This window comes from Micromonospora echinofusca (assembly GCF_900091445.1).
In the GTDB taxonomy this organism is placed as follows: Bacteria; Actinomycetota; Actinomycetes; order Mycobacteriales; family Micromonosporaceae; genus Micromonospora; species Micromonospora echinofusca.
In genome coordinates this window covers 2,064,824-2,089,908 of the sequence record NZ_LT607733.1, presented here as the reverse complement: position 1 = coordinate 2,089,908, position 25,085 = coordinate 2,064,824, and the positions used below count along the sequence as shown (strand labels likewise).

Genomic DNA, 25,085 nt, shown 5'->3' with positions numbered 1-25,085 from the left:
ATCCACCCGTACCGGAAGGACACCCCCATGCGCGCTCCCTGGACGCGCCGTCGCCGCCTCCTGCCGGGGCTGCTGGCCCTGGCCTGCCTCGCCACCGTCGCCGTGGCCGCCGCCGTTCCACTGTCCACTCCCTCCGCCCGCGCCGCCGACCCCGTCCCGGTCCTCGACGCCACCTTCGAGGACGGCACCACCCAGGGCTTCCGGCCCCGGGCCGGTGAGACCGTCGCGGTCAGCACCGCCGTCGCCCACGGCGGCACCCGCAGCCTGCTCACCTCCGGCCGCACCGCGAGTTGGCAGGGCCCCGCCATCGACCTGCTCGACGAGATGGTCGAGGGAACCCGCTACACGCTGACGGTGTGGGTCCGGCTCGCCGCCGGCGAGTCGCCCGGCCAGGTCCGGCTCAGCGTGCAACGCGACTCCGGCGGCACCTCCGCCTACGACCAGGTGGTGGGTGACACCGCGGTCACCGCCGACGCCTGGGTCCGGCTCAGTGGCACGTACGTGCTCGCCCACGACGTGGACGGGCTGTCGGCGTACGTGGAGACCGCCGGCGGCACCGCCGGCCTGCACCTCGACGACTTCACCATGGCGTACCAGCCGACCAGGCCCGTGCAGACGGACATCCCGGCCCTGCGGGAGGTGCTGGCCACCGACTTCCCGATCGGGGCGGCGATCGGCAACCGGCAGATCATCGGCGACCAGGCGGTCCTGCTGCGCCGGCACTTCGACACGGTCACGCCCGGCAACGCGCTCAAGTGGGACGCGACCCAGCCGACCGAGGGCGCCTTCCGGTGGGCCGACGCCGACACGCAGGTCGGGTTCGCCACCGGCAACGGCCTGTCGGTACGCGGACACACCCTCGTCTGGCACCAGCAGACCCCGGCCTGGGTCTTCACCGACACCGACGGCACCCCGCTGACCTCGGACCCGGCCGACAAGGCCCTGCTGCTGTCCCGGCTGGAGGCGCACATCCGGGCGGTCGTCGGCCGCTACGGCGACGCCATCGGGGTCTGGGACGTCGCCAACGAGGTGATCGACGAGAACCAGTCCGACGGGCTGCGGCGCAGCCGCTGGTACGAGATCAGCGGGCTGGACTACCTGCGGACCGCGTTCCGGGTGGCCCGGGAGGTCGCGCCGACGGCCAAGCTCTACATCAACGACTACAACACCAACGTGCCGGCCAAGCGCGACAAGCTGCGCGACCTGGTGACCCGGCTGCGGGCGGAGGGGGTACCGGTCGACGGCGTCGGGCACCAGATGCACGTCAACGTCCAGTGGCCGTCCATCGCCGAGACCGAGGCCATGCTCCAGGCGTTCATCCCGCTCGGCGTGGAGCAACAGGTCACCGAGATGGACGTCAGCATCTACGTCGCCAACGACGAGTCCTTCCCCACCCCGCCGGCCGACCGGCTGCTGACCCAGGCGTACCGGTACCGGGACCTGTTCGCCCTCTACCGCCGCTACGCCGACGAACTGACCTCGGTGACCCTCTGGGGACTGGCGGACGACGACACCTGGCTGGACACCTTCCCGGTGGCCCGCAAGGACGCGCCGCTGCTGTTCGACACGGAACTCCAGGCGAAGTCGGCCTACTGGGGAATCGTCGACCCGACCCGCATCGATCCGACTCCGACGCCGACGGCCTCCCCCACGGCCTCCCCGACTGCCACGCCGACCACGGGGCTGGACACCTGCCGGGCGACGTACACCGTCACCAACCAGTGGCCGGGCGGCTTCCAGGCGAGCCTCAGGATCACCAACACCGGGGTGGCCGCGCACGACGGCTGGACCGTGCGCTGGCGGTTCCCGGACGGCCAGCTGGTCAGCCAGCTCTGGAACGGCACGGTCCGGCAGGACGGCCCGGAGGTGACGGTCACCCCCACGTCCTGGAACTCCGCCCTGCCCGCCGGCGGGACGGTCGAGTTCGGCTTCCTCGCCGGCTGGAAGACCAGCAACAACCGCCCGGTCGGCTTCACCCTCGACGGGCTGACCTGCACGACGGGCTGACCCGTGGGCTGGGCGGTGGTCAGGCCGGACAGGCCCGGCCACCGCCGTGTCCGGGTCCGACGCCCGACGGCGCTGGCGGAAGGTCGGGCGCCACCGGAGCCGCACCAGGCAGCGTCGACGGGTGGGTGGGCATGGGCCGACCGGGTGGTCGCCCGACCGGCCACCAGGTGTCAGGTGTTGACCGGACGGCGGGCGACCAGGCGTACGTGGGTGACCGGCCAGTCCAGCGGCTCGCCCGCCGGGGTGCTGAGGGCGGCCACCGGGGCGAGACGGTTGGTGACGATCCAGTCGTTGCGGGACGTCCCGCTCGCGCCGTCGATCTCGAAGCCGACGTCGGTGAGCAACGACTTCCAGTCGGCGTACTCCATGCCGCAGAACTGCTCCTGGGTCTCCGACAGCCAGTTGTCGGTGTAGTCCTTGCGGGTGAGGAAGTCCATGGCCGCGCCGAGGGTCAGCTCGATCGTGTCGTCCGCCCCGTCCACCGGGCGGTACGCGAACGGGAACCGGTAGTCGACCGCGAACTGGTCCAGCCGGGCCCGGGTCGACAGCCCGCCGACGTACGCCGCCACCTCGCCGGGCGGCAGGCTCGCCAGGTCGGTACGCGGCCGGGACGGGTTGACGCCGTCCGTGGCGGTCAGCCGCAGGCGCACCGTCCGATCCCTGCCGTCGGGCCCGCACACGTCACTGTTGATCCACACCCCACCGGGCACGGTGTGGTCGTAGAGGGCCTGCACGAACCGGCGCAGCGAGGCCATCCGCTCGCCGTACGACCAGATCTCGTGGGTCAGCGCGAAGGTCATGGTGGTGTCCACCGAGCGCGGCGCGAACACCGCCCCGCCGAGCACGTTACGGCGGTAGAAGAAGACGTTCGGGTTCGTGAACACGCCCTGCGCCTTCTTGTGCACGCACTCCTCGAACAGCTGCCGGGCCACCTCGACGCCGATCAGGTCGCTCTCGCGCAGGGCCGGCTCCCGGTCGGCCAGCTCCAAGACGGCGCCCGCGCCACAGCCGACGTCGACGATCCGCCCCGGCCGCACGTGCTCGCGTACCGCGTCCCACTTGCGCTGCGCGGCGTCGCTGAACGCCTCGGCGTACGTCCGGTAGTCGCGGGTGGCGGTCAGTCCGCCCTCGTCGCCGACCACCGGGTCGTTCACCACCGAGCGGACCAGGTCGTCGAGCCGGTAGCGGCGGTACACGTCGACGGTCGCCGGGTGGGTGAGGTCACGCCACGACGGGTCGTCGTCGGCCAGCCGCAGCAGGACGTCCCACGGCCGCACCGGTGCCGGCTCGACGTCGGCCTCCACCCCGGCGATGCGGAACCCGAGCCGTTCGTACATCGCGGCGACCTCCGGCGTGGAGCAGGCGACCACCGTGTCCGCCGGGGTCAGCTCCAGCCCGGTGGACGCCGCGACGGTCTTGAGGGTCACCTCGGCGAACCGGTCGGTCGGGGCGGTGTCGAAGATCGGTACCACCACCGACCGGAGCCCGGTGAGCACGCTGAACCGTTCGATCGCCGCCTCCCGCCGGTGGTACGGCACCGGGTTGCGCCGGGTGTTCTCGTGGTTGGCCGAGGTCACCGCCCAGACGACGGTCGCCCCGCCGGCGTCCTCGCTCCCGGCCGCCGCGTCACCGTCGGCGAGGCTGTCGTCGCCCTGCGCCGCGAGCTGGCGCAGGTACCCGGCCTGGAACCGGGTCAGCAGGTGGTGGCGGCCGGGAAAGAGCAGGTAGCGGGGCATGTCACGTTCCTAGCCGATGCCTGCGGGGCGGTGCGCGGCAGGGTGTCGGTCGTCCGCGACGGGCGACCCACCGGGCCGTCCGCGCATGGCAGGCCCCGACCCGCGCCGGACGGTCACCGTCCTCGCAGGTACGCGACGGCGGCTCCACCGTCGAGTCCTCCGCACCGGCGCACCCGGCGAAGCTCCTGCGCGACGCGGCGTCGAGCTTCGCCCCAGGTCCCGGCTACGGCCGGAAGTACTCCGACATCAGGCGGCTGACCCATTCCGGCTGCTTGACGTCCACCGGCAGGAACTCCGTCATCGTCGGCTTCAGGTCGATGACCGGGGTGCCCGACACCGCGTCGAGGCCCACCACCGTCAGTTCGCGGCCGTGGACGGACTCGATGGCACAGCACGTCACCCCGATGCGGTTCGGTCTGCGGGGGCCGCGGCCGGCGAAGACGCCCACGGGCGGGAGATCGGATCGGCCACGGTTGGGGCGGGGTTCGCGGTAGTCGCCGTGCTCCGGGAACTGGTCGAAGAGGAAGAGGACCTCCACGTGGGAGAAGCCCTCCAGGCCCTGGAGGCACGCCTCACCGAAGCGCTCGTCGATGGTGATCGTGCTGCGGACGGCACCCCAGTTGTCGGTGTGCTGGACATCCGTACGGTCGTTTCGGACCGTACCGATCGGAGTGATCTGGAAGCTGAGAATGGCTGGACACCCTTCCCCCGTCCGCCAGTGGGCGTCCTGGCCGGCCGGAGCAGCGAGACGATCGGTCAGGCGACGAGCAGGATCACGCCGATCGCCAGCATCACCACGGCGGTGGCCCCGTGGACGCCGTAGACGGCCGCCTTGGGCCCCTTGCTGCGCCACACGACCAGTGCGTCGCCTGCGGGTATGCCGGCGGCGGCCAGCATGAACCAGCCCAGCAGGTCGGGTGTCGCTCCGGCCAGCAGGATGAAGATGAAGAGCCCCGCGGCCATGTCGCGCACGGCCTTGACCGACAGCCATGCCTGGAAGGTGGGGTCCTCGGTCGGCGTGCCGGGGATGCCGAAGCCGGCTGCGGCCTGCGGCGCCCAGAAGGCGCGTACGCCCATGAAGCTGATGCCCACGCCGATCAGGCCGGCGAGCACGTTGGCGACGTTGATGAGCACGGGTCGTCCCCTCTTCGACGGAAGCGCCGGATCTAGCGGCGCTAGCAGTGAGAGCGACGGTACCCTAACGCCGACAGCAGGTCTAGCGCCGCTAGGATGTCGTCATGTCCGCCATCAGCGAGCGCCGCGAACGCGAACGCGCCCACCGCCATCAGCTGATCGTCACGGCCGCCCGCGAGCTCGCGGAGACCGAAGGCTGGGAGGCGGTGACGACCCGACGGCTGGCCGAGCGCGTCGAGTACAGCCAGCCGGTGCTGTACAGCCACTTCACCGGCAAGGACGCCATCGTCAGCGCCGTCGCCCTGGACGGCTTCGGGGAACTCGCCGTCCATCTGCGCCGCGCGCGGCAGGCCGCCCCCGATGCCGGGCGGGCCCTGCGCGCCGTCTGCCGCGCCTACCTGGACTTCGCGACCGAGCGACCCGCCCTGTACCAGGCCATGTTCATCCTGCCCACCGACCTGAAGTTCGCAAGCGTCGAGACACCGCCTCCGCTGCGGGCCTCGTTCGACGAGTTCGTCAGCTGCTTCCGTCCGGACAACGAACGGCGGGAGCTGTTCGCCGAGGTCCTCTGGAGCGCGTTGCACGGCATGGCCGTCCTGTCGGAGAGCGGCCGCATCCCCCCGGACGCGCAGGAGGAACGCCTCGATTTCCTTGTCACCCAGCTCGCCGACACCCCGACGAACCCGACCACGCCGTGAAGGGCCAGCGGCCGCACCCAGCTCGCCAGCCCGATCGGACTCAGCCCACGAGCAGGCGCAGGCCGAGTTCTGCCGTGTCGAGGCCGACGAGGTCGCGGTTGCGCTCCGCCCACCGACCTGAGGCGAGGTCGTCACGGAGGCTGCGTACCGCCCTCTGCTCGGCGTCCGGCCCGACCTTGGTCCAGACCGACATGCCGCGGCGGACCCGCTCGTCCAGGTACGCCTCGGGCCGGCGCCAGTAGGCCTCGAAGAAGCCGTCGGCACAGTCCCACGGGATGGGTACCGGCTCCACCCGGGCCTCGATCGCGCCGGCCAGTTCGCTCAGCGACGGCCGGTCGACGAGGAGGCTCGCGGCCTCGGGAAGGTAGTCGCGGGTGAGCCAGAATCGATCAAGCCATCCGGCGGCGCTGGTGTCGTGCGTGAACACCACCACGCGGCGGCGGGCGACGCGCCGCATCTCACGCAGGCCCGCGACCGGGTCCCGCCAGTGGTGGAGGGTGGCGAAGGCCATCGCCGCGTCGAACGACTGGTCCTCGAACGGAAGGCTCTCCGCAGCGGCAGCCACACATGGGGCTGCGCGTGCGGGGCGCTGTGCGCGCATGAGCGCCGACGGTTCCACCGCGGCGACGTCACGGTCGACGGGCTCGTAGGAGCCGGTGCCGGCCCCGACGTTCACGACCGTCCGCGCGTCGCCGAGGGCGGCCCAGACCCGGGCGGCGATCCGCGGTTCGGTGCGCCGTGTCGCGGTGTAGGTGGCGCCGATGGTGTCGTACAGCTGCGCGCTGGACATGTCGCTGCCTCCCCGGCTGGCACCGCCCCGCGCGGTGCGCGCGATGGTCTCGCCGCCCTGGATCTCGGTGGGTATCAGGCCGATATATCGGCCTGATACATCGGCAACCTACGTGCCGGCATGCCTCGGCGCAAGCTCCCCGCCCCGTCCTGGTCGGCCCCGTGCAGCACGTCGCGCCACGTCCGTGACGGGGCGCTGCGGGTGGGAAACCGCCTTGCGCCGGTGCCCCGTGGTGGGCCATAGTCGTTTCATGATCTCGTACCGGAAGGGCGGCGACGCCCTGGCGCTGTGAGCGCCCCCACGCGGCGCAACGACGCCGCGAAACCTCCACAGGCCGTTCGCAGCGGCAACCCGCACGACCTGTGGCAGCAAGCCATCCGGATCCGCCAGGAATGGCTCGATCACGCCCTGTCCACACAGCCGGCCGACAAGTCGACCGCCGAACGGTGCCTGACCGCGATCTACGCCAGGGCATCGCGGCCGCGACCTCGGTTCGAATGGGTCGACTCGCCGGACAAGGCGCGGCCCCTGATCACCGGCTGGCCCACCCTCGATCAACTCTACGAACGCATCCGGGCACCCCGGCCGCGCGGAACACCACCGCTGGCCAGCGATCTCGCCATGACCGCCTCCCAGTTGCGCGGCGCGCTGAGCGCGGGCGTCACGCACACCGATCCCGAGCTGTCACCCGTGCGCACGAGCAAGACCAAGGAACCATGGCCCGAACTGGCGCCGTCGCAGGCGCTCGACAGCGGCGTCCCGCTCGCTGTCCTGCTGCACCAGGGCGTACGCACGGCATTGCACCGGAGCCTCGCGCACGGGTACTACCTACCCGTGCGCGCGGCGCTCGCGGACGACGGCCCGGTGCCCGTGTGCTGGTACGGGCAGCAGGACGCCTCATGGATCGCCTACTACGACGTGCTGCATCGACTCGGCCTTGCCCGGTACGAGCCGGACGAGGCCGCACACCTCGACGCCTGGGCCGGCCTGGCCCGCTCCTGCGGCTGGTGGTGGCCCGGCGAGGACGTCTGCGTCGTGGTGGACCGGCCCCAGGCGGTACGAACCGAGCCGATCTCCGGGACAGTGCACGACCAGGTCCGACTGCAACCTCACGGCCTGCGCTACCGCGACGGCTGGCAACCACTCCTGAGCAGGTGACCTGAGCCGACACCCGGCCGGGACGGGCACTCGCCAGTCCCGGCCGGTCCGCTCACAGCCCGCAAACCCCGGCACGAACTCCAACAGGGACGTCATCGGGTGGCGTCGGTGTAGCTGTTCCCGAGGATCCTGCAGCCGGTAGGCGTTGCAGCACCGCGACACCAATGACGGTAGTCTGAGATGGCCGCCGCGCCCCATCGATCGGTTCCGCCACCGCCGGTGACCGGTCTCGACACGGCGGGCAGGAGGGCACCATGGCCGCATTCACTCGTGTCGCGATCAGGTTCCCCGGGTCGCTCCGCTTCGTGGCCTCGGCCGCTCTCAGCCACGTGGTCACCTACCTCCTCGTCGGCTTGATCGCATCCCGCGCCCTGGACTACGCCGACATCCTTGAGCGACCGGTGATCGGCGACTACTACCTGCCCTACGGGTCCGTGGACATCGTGGCGTCCACGACGCTCCAACTGCTCCGAGGGGTCATGTTCGGGGTGGTGCTGCTGCCCTTCCGCGGCGTCCTGGCCGCCTCCCGGTGGGGATGGCTGTGGCTCTGGGCCGTGTTCGTGACGATCGGGATCCTCGGTACCCCCGCAGCCGCCCCGAGCTCGTTCGAGGGGCTTCTCTACACACGGCTGCCGCTGTGGTTCCACGCTGTCGGGCTGCCGGAGATGCTGCTGCAGACCATGGCGTTCAGCGTGCTGGTGCACCGGAACCTACGGGCGCGTACGCACCCGCTGGCACCTCGGGCACGGCAACTGCTCACCGCCTTGTCGGTCGCCTGCATCGCCTTCCTCGGCTACACGGCGGTCTCGCTGCTGTTCGCGTTCGTGGCTGGCGTCGGCCTGGCATCCGGCTCGGACACACGCGTGCTGGGCCAGTTCGCGGCCCCGCTGGTCCTGGGATTCCTGACGGTACTGTTCGCGAAGGGGCGGTGGTGGGCGCCGGCGCACGCCGTGCTCTACGTCGCCTCAGCAGCAGCCCTGGCGGCGTACCAGGGATTGGTGTTGGGGTCGACGGGATGGCTCTACGTGCTGCTTGCCCCGGTGCTGCCCGTGTTCATCTCGCTGGCGATGACCCGTTCGAGTCGCCTCCCGTCGCCACCCCTCGAGCACGGGTGACGGTGAGCACCATCGAGGCCGGCGGAGAAGCCCACCGTCGACGTGCACGATCCGACCGCCCCGCCGTCCGGGGCGCCAGGGTCAGGCGTCTACGCACCTCCGGTGGGCTGTCGAGGCGTACCTCGTACAGCCGCCCCTCGGCGTGCGCCGGCGTCTGGTCCCCGTAGTGCGGCGAGAGGGGATTGCCCGAGCTGCCGTGGCGGAGCACGTCGCGGATGCGGGTGCTGCCGGCGGAGCCGAACTCGACGACGAAGCGCCACGGCGCACCCTCGACCACCTGGCCGTCGCGGTCGGGATACATGAGACAGACGCTCTGCCCGCCACCGCCCACCGGAGTCGGGGGTGATCCGTACAGCGAGCGCAGCGTCTCCGACACCGCCGCCAGGGGATGCTGGTCCGCGATCCGGTTCAACCTGCCGTAGCGCCAGCCGGTGGGGTCGTCGCCGAATCTGTCGGCGAGTCGACGCGCCGCCTCGGTGAGGGCGTCGGCGACGACGACCGGCAGGTCCTCCGTCTCGCCGAGCCGCCGGCGGGCATCCCCGTCCATCACCAGGTGGTCCACCTGAAGGGTGGCATCGGTCATGGCGTCGGCGACGGCCGCGCCGAGCCGGCTGGTGATCCAGCGTTCGGTCAACACCCGGGCCAGCGCCCCGAAGACCAGAGGTGCGGCCTGATCGGCGTCGTCCCTGCCGTCCCAGGCGGCCAACGACTGATGGCCGAACACGGCCAGCGGCGACTCCGGTGGATGCTCGTCGAGCGCCTTCAGCAGGGTGGGCAGGATGCGCTGTGCCCGGCCGTTGCGCAGGTCCATCTGCCACGCGCCGAAGTCGTCCGGGTGGGCCGTCGGCGTCGCCGTCAACAGCTCCCCGATCCGGTCGGCCCGGTACGGTCCGCCCCAGTCGCTGCCCAGGTGCGGGCCGACCCCGTCGGGCAGGATCTGGTGGTTGGCGCTGACCACGTAGCCCGCTGGCGGATCGACGACCTCCGGCAGCTCGTCGAATCCGAGCGTGGTGCTCCAGCGAGCGGCCACCTCGGCCGCGCCGGCCGGGGCGAGGCCCTCCTGGCGGTCACGGCGGGGCACGATCCCGGCCGTCCGCAGCGCGACCGTACCGTCGCGGGTCGCGACGACGAGGTTGAGCACGGGCACCCCGAAGCCCCGCAGGGTCTCGCGGAACGCCGGGTAGTCGCGCGCCCGCCACATGCGCTGGCAGCTCTCGGCCTCGGTGGACGGGTGCAGTCCACTCCAGTAGAGGGCCACCGGGTCCGCTTCCGCACCGCGCGGGCCCGGCAGGTCGACGTATCCCGTCCCGCCTGCGGCGGTCACGGAGATCTCGTTCCCGCCTCGCACCCGGACGACGCCGGTCTGCGACCACCGTGACTCTCCCGGCGGGTCCGTCCGCTCCCCCACGGCCAGGTCCTGGGTGTCGATGGTGGAGTTGGTCACCCCCCACGCGAGATCCGGGTTGGCGCCGATCACGAGTCCGGGCACGCCCGGCACCGTCACCCCGTACGCGCGTTCGCCGTCGAGGTCCAGTCCCAGCTGATACCAGAGGCTCGGCTGGGTGAACAGGATGTGCGGGTCGTTGGCCAGCGCCGCGAAGCCGGTGGCGGACCTGGCCGCGGACACCGCCCAGGCGTTCGAGCCACTGCCCTGCCGGCCCGCGAAGAGGTCGCCGAGGTGGGCGGCGCCGGCCGCGGACAGCAGGGCGGTGTCGCCGCGTCGTGCCGCCGGCCCTGCCGGGGCGTCGGCGGCGATGGTGACGCTGCCACCGGGTGGGTACTTCGGCGCCAGGAAGCTGCGGACGAGGTCCGGTCGCTCCGCCAGCAGCCGGCTGCGGAACATCTCCTGCTGCAGGTTGCGGCCCAGGTGGAAACCGAGCTGCTTGACGATGGCCAGCGAGTCGCTGACCGACCACGGGCCCGGCCGGTACCTCATGAGGTGGAATTCGGGCGGGAGCTGCCCGCGGCGGCGCATCCGGCGCACCGCGGTGTCGACCCCGTGGGCGAAGGCCGCGAGGTTGGCGCGGGCAGGCGGTGAGAGCAGCGCCTCGCTCTGGCGGGCGGCCCGCTCGAAGGCGAGGGTACGGGCGAGGACGTCCGAACCGGCGGCGCGAGCGCCGAACACCTCCGCCAGTCGTCCGGTCGCCCGCCGGCGCAGGACGTCCATCTGCCACAGCCGGTCGTACGCCATCGCGACCCCGACGCCCACGTAGAGATCGCGCTCGTCGCCCGCGCGGATCCACGGGATGCCGCGCGCGTCGCGGTCGATGTCGACGGTCCCGTGCAGGGCCGCCAGATAAAGCACCCGGGTCCGCCGGAGCGCACGACTGCTCGGCCAGGCGGCCAGGCGCAGGATGCCCGCCGCGGCTCTCACGACGCCTTTTCGGTCTCCGGGTGGGTGTCATGGCGATTCAGGTCGGGGATGCGCCGGCCGACCAGCAGGTAGATCGCGACGCTCACCATCGCCAGGGAGCCGATGGCGAGGAACATGACCGGCCCGCCGAAGGACGCGAGGACGAGGCTGCCGAGGAACGGTCCCGTGAACCCGCCGACCTGCGCGAAGGTCTGTGCGCCGAAGTAGGCTCCGCGCCGGTCCTCGGGCGCGATGCGGTCGACGAGCGCGAACTCCGACGGCACGATCAGGGTCTCGGCGACGGTGAACACCACCATCGCCACGATGTAGTGCCACATCTGCTCGGAGATCGCGAAGCCGGCCATCCCGACGAAGGTGAGGATCCCGCCGAGGGTGATGGCGTTCAGCGGGTTGTAGCGCTGCACGTAACCGGCGGCGAAGAGCTGGAGGATGATCACCGCCACCGCGTTGGTGGTCATGACCGCGGCGAGCACCCGGGCGCTGTCGGCGAAGTCGATGACGAAGTTCTGGGCGAGCAGCACCGAGATCCGGCTGTGCACCGTCTCCAACAGGATCGCGCCGATGAGCAGGAGAAGCAGGCGGCGGTCCGACATGACCGCCCGGGCCGATTCGCCCAGTCCGCGGACGATGGCGCCCGTGCTGCGGCCGAGCGTCGCCAGCCCGGCGTCCTCGATGGACGGTCGCGGCAATTGCCGCGTGGCCGTCCAGAGGACGGCGAGGTAGACCAGGTACACGACGGCTGCGGCGGGGAAGGAGATCCGAGCGCCGGTGAACCCGAGGGCCACGCCGATCAGCGGACCGACGGCGTAGCCGGCGTTGATCGCGAGGTACTGGTAGGAGAACCACTTCACCCGCAGCGCAACGGGGAGCAGGTCGCTGATGAGTACCTTCGCAACCGGGCTGAAGGCACTGGTGGCGAACGCCATGGACGCGTTGAAGACGAACGCCGTCACGGCGTCGCGCGCGAAGAAGAACCCGACGAAGCTGCCGATCACCACCAGCAGGCAGGAGAGCAGGACCCGGCGGCGTCCCACGATGTCGGAGAGCGCGCCGCCGAGAAACCCGCCGGAGATGCCGAAGAGGACGGAGGAGCCGATGACCAGGCCGACCGTCGAGACGGACAGGCCGAGTTCGTTGCGGAGATAGATGGCGAGGAAGGGAATCGTCACGCCGTTGGCCAGGCTCATCACGCCGGAACCGCCGACGAGGATCCTGGCCAGTCGCGGTGGGCGGAACGCTGCGCTCGCAGCCGGTTCCCGGGTCAACTCGGGTTTCCTTCCGTCTTGTCCTGCTGGCGCTGGAACTCGATCATTGCCTCGGCGACGGTAGCCGCTTCGGGGTCACGCAGCAGGCCCTCGTGGGTGGTGGCCACCACCGTCTCGGTCAGGTTCGGCAGCACCAGGTGCCAGCCCCCGGTGTGCCCGTCATCGTCGTCGGACCTCTCCAGGCCCGCCACCAGCAGCAGTGCGGGCACGGCCAGGGCAGGCGCGGGCTCCGCCATGATCCGTCCCATCGTCCGGTAGTCCTCGAAGGCGTCGGCGAGCTCGCCGATCGTGGCAGCCAGCGCGGGCGCGGCGGTGGAGGCGGCCCAACGCAGGAGTTCCGTGTCGGGCAACCCGGCCGCGGACTGCGGGGAGAGCTCACGCCACCGCCGGGTGTGCTCCGGAAACGCGACGGCGACGTCGGAGAGGAAGGCGACCAGCCGGGTCCGGTGTTCCTCGGAGCGGCGCTGGTGGAGACATCGTGGGCTCGGTGCGTCGAGCAGGGTGATGCTCCGCACCTGGCGGCCGCCCGCCCGCAGCGCGTGGGCGAGGTGCAGCGCCATCGCCCCACCCAGGGAATGTCCGACGAGGTGGACGCCGGGATCGACGACGGGCAGCAGCTCGGTCAGGCAGGCCTGGGCGGCGACGGCGGCGGACGGCGTGCCGTCCTGCGCCCGGAGGAGGTCGCGGGTGTGCAGGGCGTAGAACGGGCGGCCCCGCACGTGCGTCGACAGCCGCGCCATCGAGGCGCCGATCCCGAAGACGCCGGGCAGCGCCACCACGGGCGCCCGGCCCGCCACGGAGTCCCCCAGCGGCAACAGGTCGACCGGGCGGCGGGACGCCGCACTCCGTCCGGCCGGCCGGGCCCGACGGACCGCGCCCGCCACCGCTCGTACCGTCGGCGCCTTCAGGAAGTCGCGCAGCGGGACGACGACACCGAACTGTCGGCGTACGGCGGCCAGCAGGCGGGTCGCCAGCAGGGAGTTCCCGCCCTGCCGGAAGAAGTCGGTGTCCGCTTCGACCTCGGTGCCGGGCAGCAGCTCCGCCAGGATCGCCAGCAGGGACCGCGTGACGTCGTCGACGCCTGCGGGCACGTGTGGCGTCAGGACGGGGTTCGGGTCGGGCAGGGCCGCCCGGTCGAGTTTGCCGTTGGCGGTTCGCGGCAGCGCGTCGACGAGGATGAACGCGGACGGTACGGCGTACACCGGAAGCCGACCCTCCATCCAGGAGCGCAGCTCCGCCGGACCGGCGTCACCGACGACGTACGCCACCAGCCGCGTTCCCGCGCCGGGTGCGGTGTGCGGCACCACCGCGGCCTGCCGCACACCGGGACGGGCGAGCAGGGCGGCGTGCACCTCTCCCACCTCCAGGCGGTAGCCACGGATCTTGACCTGGTCGTCGTTGCGCCCGTGGTACTCGTACTCGCCGGAAGGCGTCCGCCGGGCGAGGTCCCCGGAGCGGTATCCGCGTACGGGCCGGCCCTGCGCGTCGGTGACGGTGACGAACCGCTGCGCGGTGAGTTCCGGTTGCCCCAGGTATCCGAGGGCCACGCCCGCACCCGTGACGATGATCTGCCCGATCTCACCGTCGGCGACCGGCTGGTCGTCCTCGTCCCACAACAGGAAGTCGAGGTCGGGAAGTGGCGCACCGATCAGGCTGGTCGTGCCGGTGACGTCGGAGGCGAGGATCCGGCGGTACGACGCGTGGACGGTGGTCTCGGTGATCCCGTACATGTTGACCAGTTCGGGCGCGGCGTCGCCGTACTTGGCGACCCATGGCCGCAGATCTGCGAACCGGAGCGCCTCACCGCCGAAGACCACCCACCGCAGCGGCAGCCGGTCGTCGTACTCGTCCTCCTGGGCCGCCAGCGAGCTGAAGGCGGTGGGCGTCTGGCTGAGCATCGTGACCCGCTCCGCCCGCAGCAGGCGCCGCAGGGCGACCGGGTCCCGCATGACCTCGCCCTCGACGACGACCACACACCCGCCGGTGAGCAACGGCCCCCACATTTCCCACACCGAGAAGTCGAAGGCGAACGAGTGCGCCATGGTCCACACGTCGTCCGGCCCGAAGCCGAACAGTGGCTGCGTGGTGCCGACCAGGCGCAGGACGTTGGCGTGCGAGACCTCGATCCCCTTGGGCCGGCCGGTCGTGCCCGAGGTGTGGATGACGTACGCCCGGTCGGTGGGCGCGATCGGGCGGGCCGGTGCGGCGGGCGGGTCCGGCCGCAACGCGCCGCTGTCCGAGGCGTCGAGCAGGACAGCCGCGACCGTCGCGGGCAGGGAGCCGGCCAGCGTACCCGTGGTGATCACCAGGGACGGCGCCGCGGCACCGACGATCATGCCGGTACGGACGGCGGGCGCCTCCGGGTCGAGCGGCAGGTACGCGGCGCCCGTCCGGAGCACCGCCAGCGCCGCCACGATCATCCGTGCCGAGCGCGGCAGCAGCACACCGACCGGCTGGCCGGGCGTCGCGACCGTCGCGATCCGGCTTGCCAGGACCCGGGAGGCGGCGGCCAGCTCCCGGTACGTCAGGGCCTGCCGGTCACAGCGGACGGCGACCCGGTCGGGGTGCCTACCGGCGACCTCGTCGAAGGCGGCGACCAGGTTGTCGGCGGTGACCGTCGCGGTGGCGGTCCGGCCGAGCGCCGGTACGGACACGTCGCGGCGTCCGGCGAGCCGCCGACGCAGCCGGAGCGCGCGGTCGGTCGACGTCATGAGCACTTCTCCCCAGGTCTCGTCCCGCCGGTCCTCACAGGGCGAGCACCAGCGGGACGATCAGCCCTGCCGCTTCGACCCGCGACACGTACGCGCCCCAGTGCGGGGAGTCGATGAGGGTCGCCGTCGCGCGGTGGTCGATCTCGAGGGACTGGCCGCTCACCTCCCGCCAGAGCTCCCCGAGCGCCCCGCGGTCCTCGTCGTCGACGAGTGTCGCCTCCTCCACCGGCCGGTCCGGGCTGCCCGAGAAGAACCTCAGCAGCCGGTCGGCCGCCCTGGCCAGCCGGTCGATGGCCCCCGGAGTGAACAGCGACCGGTCGTACTCGATGGTCAGCCCGATCCGGTCGTCGTCGGTGAAGTGCAGCAACAGGTCGAAGCGGCTCGTCTGCGCGCCCAGCTGGGTCACGCTCGTGTCCAACCCCGGCAGCGCGGCGGCACCGCGCATCGACCGGGCGACGGAGACCACGACCTGGACCAGGGGGCTGACTCCGGGTCGGCGGGGTGCTCCCACGAGGTCCACGATCTTCTGCAACGGCAGGCTCTGGTGATCCAGGGCGTTCAGGGCGCTGTCCCGGACCGCTGCGATCATGGCCCGCGCGCTGTGCTCCGGGTCGACCTGGTAGCGAAACGGCACGGTGTTGGCGAAGAAGCCGACGAGGTCCTTCGTCTCCGCCGGGTGCCGACCGGCGACGGCCGCACCGATCACCACGTCCGACTGCTGGGCGAGCTTGGCCATCAGCACCGCGCTGACGGCGTGCACGACCATGAAGAGGGTCACGTGGTGTTGCTGCGCGAACGCCCTCACCTCGGCGGACAAGCTCTCGTCCCACTCCCGGCGGTGCTGGCCCGCGGCCCGCGCACGGTCCTCGGTCCGCTCCAGGTCGGTCGCGAGGGCGAGTTCCCCGTCGTAACCCTTCAGGTAGGACCGCCAGAAGTCGCCCTCGCGTCGGGCCGGCGCCGATTCGAGGTAGTTCTGCTGCCAGCGGGAGTAGTCGCCGTACTGGATCGGGAGCGGGGCGAGGTCCGCCTCCCGTCCCGCCCGGTGGGCCGCGTACGACTCCGCGATCTCCCGCAGGATCACCTCGTTGGACCAGCCGTCGGTGACGACGTGGTGGCTCGTCCATTCGAGGACGTGGTCCCGGTCGGAGAAGCGGTACAGGGTCGCCTCGGTCAGCACACCACCGAGGTCGATGCGCCGCGTCGCCCGCTGCCGGACGTACTCCAGCATCGCCTCGGTGTCCCCCTGCGCGACCACCGCGTCAGTGGCCTGCCGGACCCGCAGGCGCGGCTTCGCTTCGGGATCCACGACCAGCAGCGGCACACCGTCGCGTTCGACGATCCGGCTGGACAACACCTCGTGCCGCGCGACGAGCCGGTCGACGGCCGTCCGCAGCGCCGTCACGTCGAGGTCGCCACGAAGATGCAGAAGGTAACCGTCGGTGTAGGCGCCGTCGGAGTCGAGCTGGTCGAGGTACCAGAGGCTCGACTGCGCCATGGACAGCGGGAACTCCCGCAGGCCGGCGGGCCTCGCCGGGATCGGCACGCCCGACTCCCGGTCGTCCGTCAGCGCCGCCTCGACCCGGGCGGCGAAACCCCGCAGCGTCGGGTTCTCGAACAGCTCCCGGATCGGCAGGCGGACCCCGAGACGGTCGCGCAGCCGGGCGAGGACCTGCGTCGCGTGCAGGGAGTGGCCGCCCAGGTCGAAGAAGCTGACCTGGGGCCCGGGCCGGCGACCGGACAGCACGGAGGCCCAGATCTCGGCGACGGCCTCCTCCGTCGAGGTCATCGGGGCACAGCTCTCCTCGGTCGGTTCGTCGACCGGGGAGAGGGCCGTCACCGCCAGCGAGCGGGTGTCGACCTTGCCGTGGCTCGTCCGCGGCAACTGGTCGATGCGGACGAGGAAGTCCGGGATGGCGTTGCGTGGCAAGACCTGGCTGAGCCCGGAGCGGACCTCCTCGGGCCGCAGGTCCCGGCGGACCAGGGAGCCCTCGGCCGCACCGCCGGCGCCGCCGGAGAGCACTTCCGGTACGTAGAACCCGGCGAGTTGCTTGCCGCCGTCGGCGGACTGCCGGACGATCACCACACTCTCCTGGACGCCCTCGACACCGGCGAGGGCGCGGCTGACCTCGTCCAGTTCGACCCGGTTCCCTCTGATCTTGAGCTGGTTGTCGATCCGGCCGAGGAACTCCACCGAGCCGTCCGCCAGCCGACGGCCGCGGTCACCGGTGCGGTACATGATGGCGTCCCCGTCGACGGCGAAGGGGTCGCTGACGAAGACCGCTGCGGTCCGGTCGGGGTCGTTGAGGTAGCCGCCGCCGACGCAGATCCCGCCGGCGTACAGCTCTCCCGGCGTGCCGGTGGGCACCGGCTCGCGGCCGCCGTCCAACACGTACAGGGCGGTGTTGCGCACGGGCCGTCCGATGGGGACGGAGGCGTCCCGCTCGTCGACGTCCGCCGCGACGAGGTGGTGCAGGACGTCGTCGGACGTCTCGGTCGTCCCCCACATGTTCAGCAGCCCCACCTCGGGAAGCAGCCGGCGGAACGTGTTGGCGGACTGTGGGGTCAGCGTCTCCGCCTGCGAGGCGACCCAGCGCAGGCGGAACGGAGGGAACGCGTCGACGCCGTAGAACGCGAGTTCGGCGCACATGATGTTGAGCACGGAGGGCGTCACCTCCAGCACGGTGACCCCGTCCTCGGCGACGGCCCGCAGCAGCGACGCCGCGTCCTGACCGATCTCGTCCGGGTAGATCACGGTCGTGGCACCGACGGCGAGTGGCGCGAGGAACTGCCAGACGGAGATGTCGAAGGTGGCGGCGGCGTCCTGGGCCAGCCGGTCGCCGGGCCGCAGGTCCAGTTGCTGGATCTTGGCGTCGAGGTGGTTGAGCATGCCGTCGTGCCGGATCAGGGCGCCCTTGGGCTCGCCCGTGGATCCCGACGTGAAGATGATGTACGCGCTGTCCCGACCGCTCGGTGCCGGGCCGAGCGCGACCGGGGTGCCGGCAGCGGCGGCGAGGACGTCCGCCAGATCCACCAGCTCCACCTCACCGATCGCGGCCAGCGCGGCGCGGTGCGTCTCGTCGCACACCACCAGCCTCGCCTGCGCCCGTTGGACCATGCGGGCAACGCGTGCGGCGGGGCCCTGCGGCAGCGGCAGGTACACCGCGCCGAGGCGGAGGATGGCGAGGGTGACGACGAGGTAGTCGATGTTCCGGCCGCTGGCCAGGCCGACCACGGTGCCGTGACCCACCTGCCGTTCGCGCAGCCATCCGGCCACCCGCTCGACGTGTGCGGCGAGCTCCCGGTAGGTGATCTCGCGGCCGCGGCAGATGGCGGCCACCTCGTCAGGGAACGTCTGCACCGAGTGGGCCATCCGGTCGAGGAAGCCCGTCGCCGTCGCCGGCTCGACCGGCCCGCGTGAGATCGCCAGCAACGCCCGGTACCGCTGCTCACCGAGCAGCGCGACCTGGGTCGGCTCGTCGTCCGGCTGGTCGACGACGCTCGTCAGCGCCCGCAGGAAGATGTCCGCCACCTCGTGGAGCTGGTCCGCCGAGATCCGCTCCATGTTCGCTTCGAGGTCGAGCGTGAGCAGTCGACTGAACGGATCCTTGTTGAACTCGGCCCGCAGGGTGAAGTTCGTCTGGATGTAGCCGAAGCCGTCCACCACCTCGATGCCCGTGGCATGGGCGAGCCGTTCGTAGCCGTGGAAGTGGGTGTAGTTGAACATGATGTCGGTCAGCTCGGGTACACCGGCGAGACGGAGCATCTCGGCGTGCGGGAAGCGCCGCACCGGCAGCAGCTCCCGCTCCTTGTCGCTGGTCGCCGCGATCAGGTCGCGCCAGGTGCGACCCCGTGGCCGGAGCCGGAAGGGTACGAGGTTGAGGTGCAGGCCGATGACCTCGGTGCCGCCCTCCTCCTCGATCCGCCCGTTGGCGGCGACGCCGAGCACGACGTCGTCGCGTCCCGTGAGCGCCATCACCACCCGCGAGTGGACGGCCATCACCACGTGTTTGACCGACACCCCGCAGGCGGCGGCGAGCTGGTGCAGGCGGTCGGAGAGTTCCGCCGGGAGGTCCGCGCTGAGGAAGCCCATCCGCCCCTCGTGGACGGCGCCGGAGCCCCGGGCCAGGCGGGGCAGCAGGCTCGGCTCGACGTCGGCCAGCTCCTGCCGCCAGAACTCCCGCACCGCCTCGTCGCGGAGCACGGCCTGTTCCTTGGCGATGAAGTCGGCGTACCGGCGCACGGGCAGGGCACGGTCGTGCGACGCGATGCCCCGCAGGTCCTGCCAGTAGTCGACGAGGATCTCCGCGAGCAGTGACGTCTCGCTCCACCCGTCGAACATCGTGTCGTGGAAACTCATGGAGAACATGAACTCGTCCGGGCCGAGCAGGTGCGCCGTGAACCGGACCAGTGGCGGCCGCGCCCAGTCGTACGGGTTGCTCATCTCCCGGCGTTGCCAGGCCTCGAACTCGGCCAGCTGCCGGTCCTCGTCGAGGCGGCTCAGGTCCGCCACGGTCAGCGGGGTGCGGGCCTGCGCGTGGACGACCTGGAGCGGTTGCGAGAAGCCGGACAGGTGGAACGACGTCCGCAGGATCTCGTGGCGCTCGGTCACCCGCGCGAGCGCGCGGCTCATGGCGTCGTGGTCGAACCTGGCGCGCAACCGGAACATGAAGATGTCGCAGTACATGTTGACGCCCTCGGCGTACGCGCTGTGGAACAGCACGCCGGCCTGGAGGGTGGCCAACGGGTAGGCGTCCACCGCGCCGGCCGGCAGGAGCGCCCGGTCCGCCGGGTCGACGAGGCTGAACGGCTCGACCGGCGGGTCGACCGACTCGTCGGTGGCGACCGCGTACGCGGCCAGCGCACGCGGCGTCTTCAGCTCGTAGATGTCCGCCAGGTCCAGCGTCATCCCGCGGTTCGCCGCGGCCGCACGCAGCTGCACCGCGATGATGGAGTCCCCGCCGATGCCGAAGAAGGAGTCGTCGGGTCCCACCCCCTCGACGCCGAGCACCTCCTCGAACAGCGCGCAGATCGCCCGCTGCGCGGTCGCCGACGAGGCGTCGGCGACCGGCTCCGTGGCCGTCGGCGCCCGGAGCTGGTTGGCCGCGGTCGGTGCGGGCAGGAGCGTGAAGTCGACCTTCCCGTTGGCGTTCACGGGAATCTCCGGCACCGGGACGACGAACGCCGGAAGCATGTACGACGGCAGGCTCGCCCGCAGCAGTTCCGGGACCTCCCCCAGCTCGCAGCCGGGGTCGTGGGTCACGTACGCGACGATCTGCGTCCGGTCGTTGCCGGTGCCCGACGCCGGCTGCCCGGCCCGGACGAGACTGCGCACCGAGGAGATCCGGCCCGACACCGCCTCCTGCTTCACCACCGGATTGCGCTGCGGCCGCGCCCGGCGGACGGTCACCGCGACCTGCCCGACGCCGGGTACCGCGGTCAGCGCCGCGTGGATCTCCCCGAGCTCGACCCGGTGCCCACGGATCTTGACCTGGTCGTCGGCCCGTCCCAGGTACTCGTACTCCCCGGCGGGGGTCAGGCGCGCGAGGTCACCGGAGCGGTATCCCCGCACGGGCCTGCCGTCGACGGTCAGGTCGAGGAACCGCTCGCCGGTCGCCTCGGGCTGGCCCAGGTATCCGGTGGCCACCCCTGGCCCGGTCACGACGATCTCACCGGTCCGGCCCGGGGCCACCGGCCGGCCCCGCTCGTCCCAGAGCAGGAAGCCGAGATCCGGCAGCGGACGGCCGATGAGGCTGGCCGTGCTCGTCAGGTCGGCCGCGAGGACCCTGCGGTACGAGGAGTGGACCGTCGTCTCCGTGATGCCGTACATGTTGACCAGCTGCGGCTGCTGGTCGCCGTACCTGTCCACCCAGGGCCGGAGGCCACCGAAGCGCAGTGCCTCACCGCCGAAGACCACCCACTTGAGCGGCAGCCTGTCGGGCTGGGAGGTCTCGTGCGCCACCAGGCTGTTGAAGGCGGTGGGCGTCTGGCTGAGCATCGTCACCTGTTCGTCGGCGAGCAACGCCCGGAAGGCGACCGGGTCCCGTGCGACGTCCTGTCCCACGACGACCAGCCGGCCACCGGACAGCAGCGCCCCCCACATCTCCCAGACGGAGAAGTCGAAGGCGAACGAGTGGAACATCGTCCAGACGTCCCCGGCGCCGAAGCCGAACTGCGGCCGGGTGACCCGGATCAGGCGCAGCACGTTGCCGTGGCTGACCTCCACGCCCTTCGGCCGCCCGGTGGTGCCCGAGGTGTAGATCACGTAGGCGCGGGTGTCCCAGGCGGCAGGGCACCGCCCGTCGGTGTCGTCGCTCCGGTCCTGCGCGACGTCCTGCGGCCCCATCACCGGGGTGTCCGGCGGCAGCAGCTCCGCCAGCTCGGGCGTCGTCAACACCAGCGAGGGCGCCGCGTCCGCCACGATCAGCCTCAGCCGGGCGGCGGGAGTGGACGGATCGACCGGCACGTACGCCGCGCCCACCCGCAGCACGGCCAGGCCCGCGACCACCATGTCCGCCGAACGCGGCAGGAGCAGCAGCACCGGCCGGGACGGGTCGTCGACGCGCGCCCTGATCGCCGCGGCGAGAGCCGTCGACCGGGCGGCCACCTCGGCGTACGACATCCGCCGGTCTGCGCAGCACACCGCGATGCTGTCCGGGTCACGTCGGACGACCTCGTCGAACGACTCCACCAGATTACCGACGGCACCATCGGAAGCAGTCATCATCTCCGCCTTAGCTGAGTCGAACCGGGTCGTGAGCGAGTGGTGTGGACGGCCGTCGGACCAACCGGGCGAGATTCTCGGAGAAGCGCCGGCACACCTCGGCTGCCGCCTCCGCGGACACGAGGTTGCGTTGGTGGACGAGGCGGAACGCGAGTCCGTCCGCGTCGAGGGCGCCGTAGAGGCTCGTCGCGAAGGCGGCGTCCACGGGTGGCAGGTCGAACGTCTCGACGTCGTGGGCGCCGACCCGTCGCCGTCGGCGGAGCCAGGGCACGGACAGTCCCACGTCGCTGCCGTCCACCGGCTGCTGGAGCGTCAACGTCGCCTGGAAGAGCGGATTCTGGCCGTGCCGATCCGCAGCGAGTGCCCGGACCAGGTCGCTGAAGGGAACGTCCGCGGTCGACAGTGCCGCCCGGAATTCCCGCCACAGGCGTTCCTCGAGCGCCGACGGATCGGGCCGGTCGGTCAGGTCACCGAGGATGGGCACCATGTTGACCAGGTAGCCGACGGTGCCGGCGAAGCGCGGGTCGGTGCGCCCGTGGTGCGGCGCGCCGATCACGATCCGCGGCTCGTCGGTCACCTGGTGCAGGGCCTCGGCGTAGGCGGCCAGCAGGCAGACGAAGGGGGTGAAGCCGCGCCGCGCCGCGTGCCGGTGGAGGTTCCGTACGACGTCCGGGTCGACCTCGAAGTCGATCCAGTCGGCCCGGTGCCGGTCCGGGTCCGGTCGTCGTCGTGGCGGCCGGGCTGAGGCGGGTCGTTGCGGAAAGAGGACGAGGTCACGCAGGGGCCGCCACTTCTGCGCCAGGGCCGTGACCCGGTCCCGCCGGTCGGGATCGAGTCGCGCCTGCTGCTGTAACCGGGCCCAGTCGGTGGCGTCCGCCGCGCCCGGTCCCGCCGTGGCCGGCGGGGCGTCGCCGCCCGTGATCCGGGGCAGGATCTCGGCGAGCAGGAGCTGGAGCGACCAGTGGTCGACGACCGCGTGATGACACGCCACGAGAAGCACCGTGCCGTCCGGCGGGTACGCGACCCCCACCCGCACCAACGGGCCCTTCACGAGGTCGAAGGGGCGGTATGCCCGCTCGTGCAGGTAGGCCCGTACCGCCTCGTCGGGGCCGTCCGGGAAGGCCCGGCACTCCCAGTCGACCGTGCCCTGGTCGTGAACTGTCTGGACGCCGGAGCCGAGGGGTCCGAGGGTCGTGCGCAGCGCGGGGTGCCGAGCGACGGCCGTGTCGATCGCGGCACGCAGCAGTTCCTCCTCGACGCGGCCGGAGAGGCGCAGGGCGACCGCCAGGTTGTTCGCCCGGTTGCCGCGGGACACCTCGTCGTAGAAGTGCAGCTCGACCTGGCCGGCCGAGGCGGGGCTCACCGCGCCGGTCTGCGCCGGCAGCGGTACGGCGGCCGGGCCGGGCTCCGCGGCGGCGGCGACCAGCTCGGCCACCGACCGGTCGCCGAAGAACAGCTCGGTGTCCAGGGTGCCGTTCACCAACCGCTCGACCGCCGCCTTGAGTTCGATCAGTCGCAGCGAACCGAGTCCCAGCGCCGCCAGCGGCAGCGACGGGTCCAACTCGGGCCCTTCGAGGTTCGCGTACCGCCGGACGAGCTGTTCCACGGCGGCGGGCCGGTCGCCGGGGTGGGTGTCGGCGGCGGCCCGCTCTGGTGCCACGGGCGGGACCGCCGGCACGACGAGCTTGAGCCGTCCGCCGACGAACTGCTCCCTGGTGGCACGCCGGCGGATCTTCCCGCTGGAGGTCTTCGGTATCGCGCCGGGCATGACGACGAGCACGTCGTCGAGGTCCAGCCCGCAGTCGGTGGCCACCCGACGCCGCAGCCCACCGGTCAGCGGCGTGAGCAGCGCGGGGTCCGCGCGCAGCCGCGCCAGCCCGCTGCGGGACGCCTCGACCACCAGCGCCACCCGCTGATCACCGGTCTCCGGTTGGAACGCCGCGGCACCGCCCGGGCGCAGGTGCTCGTCGCCCGCGGTGGCGACGGTCTCGATGTCGTGCGGGTGGTAGTTGCGGCCCGCTCGGATGATCAGGTCCTTCTGGCGCCCGGCGACGTAGAGTTCGCCGTCGTACGTCGCGCCGAGGTCCCCGGTACGCAGGAACGTCCCCTGCTGGCCGCCGACGGTGGCGGCGAACGTCGCGGCGGAGTCGGACCTGCCCCAGTACCCGGCGGCCACCCCGCCGGAACTCACGCAGATCTCGCCGACCTCGCCCGCAGCGCAGGGTTCGCCGTCCGGGCGGCGCACGGCGACCGTCGTACCCGGTGGCGGGGTGCCGCAGGAGACCAGCGTGACCGAGTCCGTCCCCGCTGCTCCGGTCGCCTCGGTCAGCCGGCCCGTTTCGAGCGCGTTCCTTTCGAAGGTGCTGGCGCGGTAGCCGGTCGAGGCCTCGGGGCCGCTGACGAAGAGCGTCGCCTCCGCCAGGCCGTAACACGGATAGAACGCCCGGCGGTCGAACCCGAGCGGCGCGTACGCGGCGGAGAACGCGTCCATCGTCCGCCGGTCCACCGGCTCCGCGCCGTTGAAGGCGATCCGCCACGAGCTGAGGTCGGTCCCGTCGAGCAGCCCGGCGTCGAAGCGGTCCGCCAGGAGCTGGTAGGCGAAGTTGGGTCCGCCGGAGAGGGTCGCCCTGAAACGGGACACCTCCGCCGGCCACCGCAGCGGATCCCGGACGAACGCGTACGTGTCGAGCAGGATCGCCGGTATGCCCACGAACAGCGGCAGCAACGTGGTGCCGATGAGACCCATGTCGTGGTACATCGGCAGCCAGCTGAGCACCACGTCGTCGGTGGTGATCCCGAAGCCGGCGGCGATGGCCCGGTGGTTGTCGGTGAGGTTGCCGTGGCCGACCATGACCCCCTTGGGATCGCCCGTCGATCCGGAGGTGTACTGGAGGAAGGCGAGATCGCCCTGCCCCGGCCGGTCGGGTCCGACCGGGGCGGCTTGCGCCCGTACCGCCTCGATCGGGTGCACCGCCGGTCCGTCCGGCTCGGCCGCCAGCCCCGACAGCGCTTCGACCAGCTTCGCGGTGGTCAGCGCGTGGGTGGCTCCACAGTCGCGCACGACGGAGGTGACACGGTCGAGGCGCGCGCTGGGGCCCGGCGGGTAGAGCGGCACCGCGACCACGTCGGCGTAGAGGCAGCCGAGGAAGGCCGTGACGTAGTCGAGGCCGGGTGGGAAGAGCAGCAGCGCCCGGTCGCCCGGTTCAGCGGTCGACCGCAGGTGGCCGGCCACGGTACGGGCGCCCTCGTCGAGCTGCCCGTACGTGGTGCTGGTCGCCGCCCCGGCACTGTCGACGAAGGTCAGAGCGTGCTCGTCCGCCCGGGTGTCCGCCCAGGCTGACAGGGCCGCGATGAGCGAGGTGTGCGTCATGGTCGT

At 72.1% G+C, this 25,085-nt stretch carries 12 protein-coding genes and 1 pseudogene; 4 read left to right on the top strand and 9 right to left on the bottom strand.

The features are described from left to right. Window positions 1-27: 27 nt before the first annotated feature. Window positions 28-2,007: an endo-1,4-beta-xylanase gene (locus tag GA0070610_RS09500; RefSeq protein WP_088999679.1), complete on the top strand. Its 1,980-nt coding sequence runs from the start codon at window positions 28-30 to the stop codon at window positions 2,005-2,007. Between the two features lie 170 nt (window positions 2,008-2,177). Here GA0070610_RS09500 and GA0070610_RS09495 read toward each other — a convergent pair whose 3' ends face one another. From GA0070610_RS09495 to GA0070610_RS09485, 3 genes are all read right to left on the bottom strand, one after another. Next, window positions 2,178-3,743 carry a class I SAM-dependent methyltransferase gene (locus GA0070610_RS09495; protein WP_088999678.1) on the bottom strand — a complete coding sequence of 522 codons (1,566 nt, stop codon included), beginning with the start codon at window positions 3,741-3,743 and terminating at the stop codon, window positions 2,178-2,180. 223 nt (window positions 3,744-3,966) lie between these two features. After that, window positions 3,967-4,596, bottom strand: coding sequence for an SAM-dependent methyltransferase (locus tag GA0070610_RS09490; RefSeq protein WP_231926014.1), 630 nt, complete (start codon window positions 4,594-4,596; stop codon window positions 3,967-3,969). After that, the gene (locus GA0070610_RS09485) at window positions 4,500-4,877 is read right to left on the bottom strand and encodes a DUF4267 domain-containing protein (RefSeq protein ID WP_088999677.1); all 378 of its coding nucleotides are present in this window, start codon (window positions 4,875-4,877) and stop codon (window positions 4,500-4,502) included. Before GA0070610_RS09485 ends, GA0070610_RS09490 begins: the two co-directional genes overlap by 97 nt. A gap of 104 nt (window positions 4,878-4,981) precedes the next feature. On the opposite strand from GA0070610_RS09485, the gene GA0070610_RS09480 reads away from it, so the two are divergent. Continuing rightward, on the top strand, window positions 4,982-5,575 hold the full coding sequence (locus GA0070610_RS09480) for a TetR/AcrR family transcriptional regulator (protein WP_088999676.1): 594 nt from the start codon (window positions 4,982-4,984) through the stop codon (window positions 5,573-5,575). Window positions 5,576-5,615: 40 nt separating this feature from the next. Here GA0070610_RS09480 and GA0070610_RS09475 read toward each other — a convergent pair. Beyond that, window positions 5,616-6,356 (bottom strand): annotated as a pseudogene (locus GA0070610_RS09475) (class I SAM-dependent methyltransferase); the annotation flags it as partial. A gap of 297 nt (window positions 6,357-6,653) precedes the next feature. Here GA0070610_RS09475 and GA0070610_RS09470 point away from each other — a divergent pair. Then, complete coding sequence (locus GA0070610_RS09470; protein ID WP_088999675.1) at window positions 6,654-7,523, top strand: DUF6745 domain-containing protein; 870 nt, start codon at window positions 6,654-6,656, stop codon at window positions 7,521-7,523. Window positions 7,524-7,777: 254 nt separating this feature from the next. Beyond that, the gene (locus tag GA0070610_RS09465; RefSeq protein ID WP_088999674.1) at window positions 7,778-8,638 is read left to right on the top strand and encodes a hypothetical protein; all 861 of its coding nucleotides are present in this window, start codon (window positions 7,778-7,780) and stop codon (window positions 8,636-8,638) included. Here GA0070610_RS09465 and GA0070610_RS09460 read toward each other — a convergent pair. Genes GA0070610_RS09460 through GA0070610_RS09440 form a run of 5 tightly spaced genes read right to left on the bottom strand, consistent with a single transcriptional unit; the run spans window position 8,577 to window position 25,079 of the window. Then, the gene (locus tag GA0070610_RS09460; protein WP_088999673.1) at window positions 8,577-11,012 is read right to left on the bottom strand and encodes a penicillin acylase family protein; all 2,436 of its coding nucleotides are present in this window, start codon (window positions 11,010-11,012) and stop codon (window positions 8,577-8,579) included. The two genes, GA0070610_RS09465 and GA0070610_RS09460, sit on opposite strands and share 62 nt — an antisense overlap. Continuing rightward, window positions 11,009-12,277: an MFS transporter gene (locus GA0070610_RS09455; protein WP_197697817.1), complete on the bottom strand. Its 1,269-nt coding sequence runs from the start codon at window positions 12,275-12,277 to the stop codon at window positions 11,009-11,011. Before GA0070610_RS09455 ends, GA0070610_RS09460 begins: the two co-directional genes overlap by 4 nt. Further along, window positions 12,274-14,988, bottom strand: coding sequence for an amino acid adenylation domain-containing protein (locus tag GA0070610_RS09450; protein ID WP_088999671.1), 2,715 nt, complete (start codon window positions 14,986-14,988; stop codon window positions 12,274-12,276). Before GA0070610_RS09450 ends, GA0070610_RS09455 begins: the two co-directional genes overlap by 4 nt. Before the next feature lie 34 nt (window positions 14,989-15,022). Continuing rightward, window positions 15,023-21,709, bottom strand: coding sequence for an amino acid adenylation domain-containing protein (locus GA0070610_RS09445; protein WP_172896487.1), 6,687 nt, complete (start codon window positions 21,707-21,709; stop codon window positions 15,023-15,025). A 10-nt stretch (window positions 21,710-21,719) separates the two neighbouring features. Then, window positions 21,720-25,079 (bottom strand): fatty acyl-AMP ligase, encoded by a 3,360-nt coding sequence (locus GA0070610_RS09440; RefSeq protein WP_088999669.1) that lies wholly within the window; start codon window positions 25,077-25,079, stop codon window positions 21,720-21,722. Window positions 25,080-25,085: the final 6 nt, after the last annotated feature.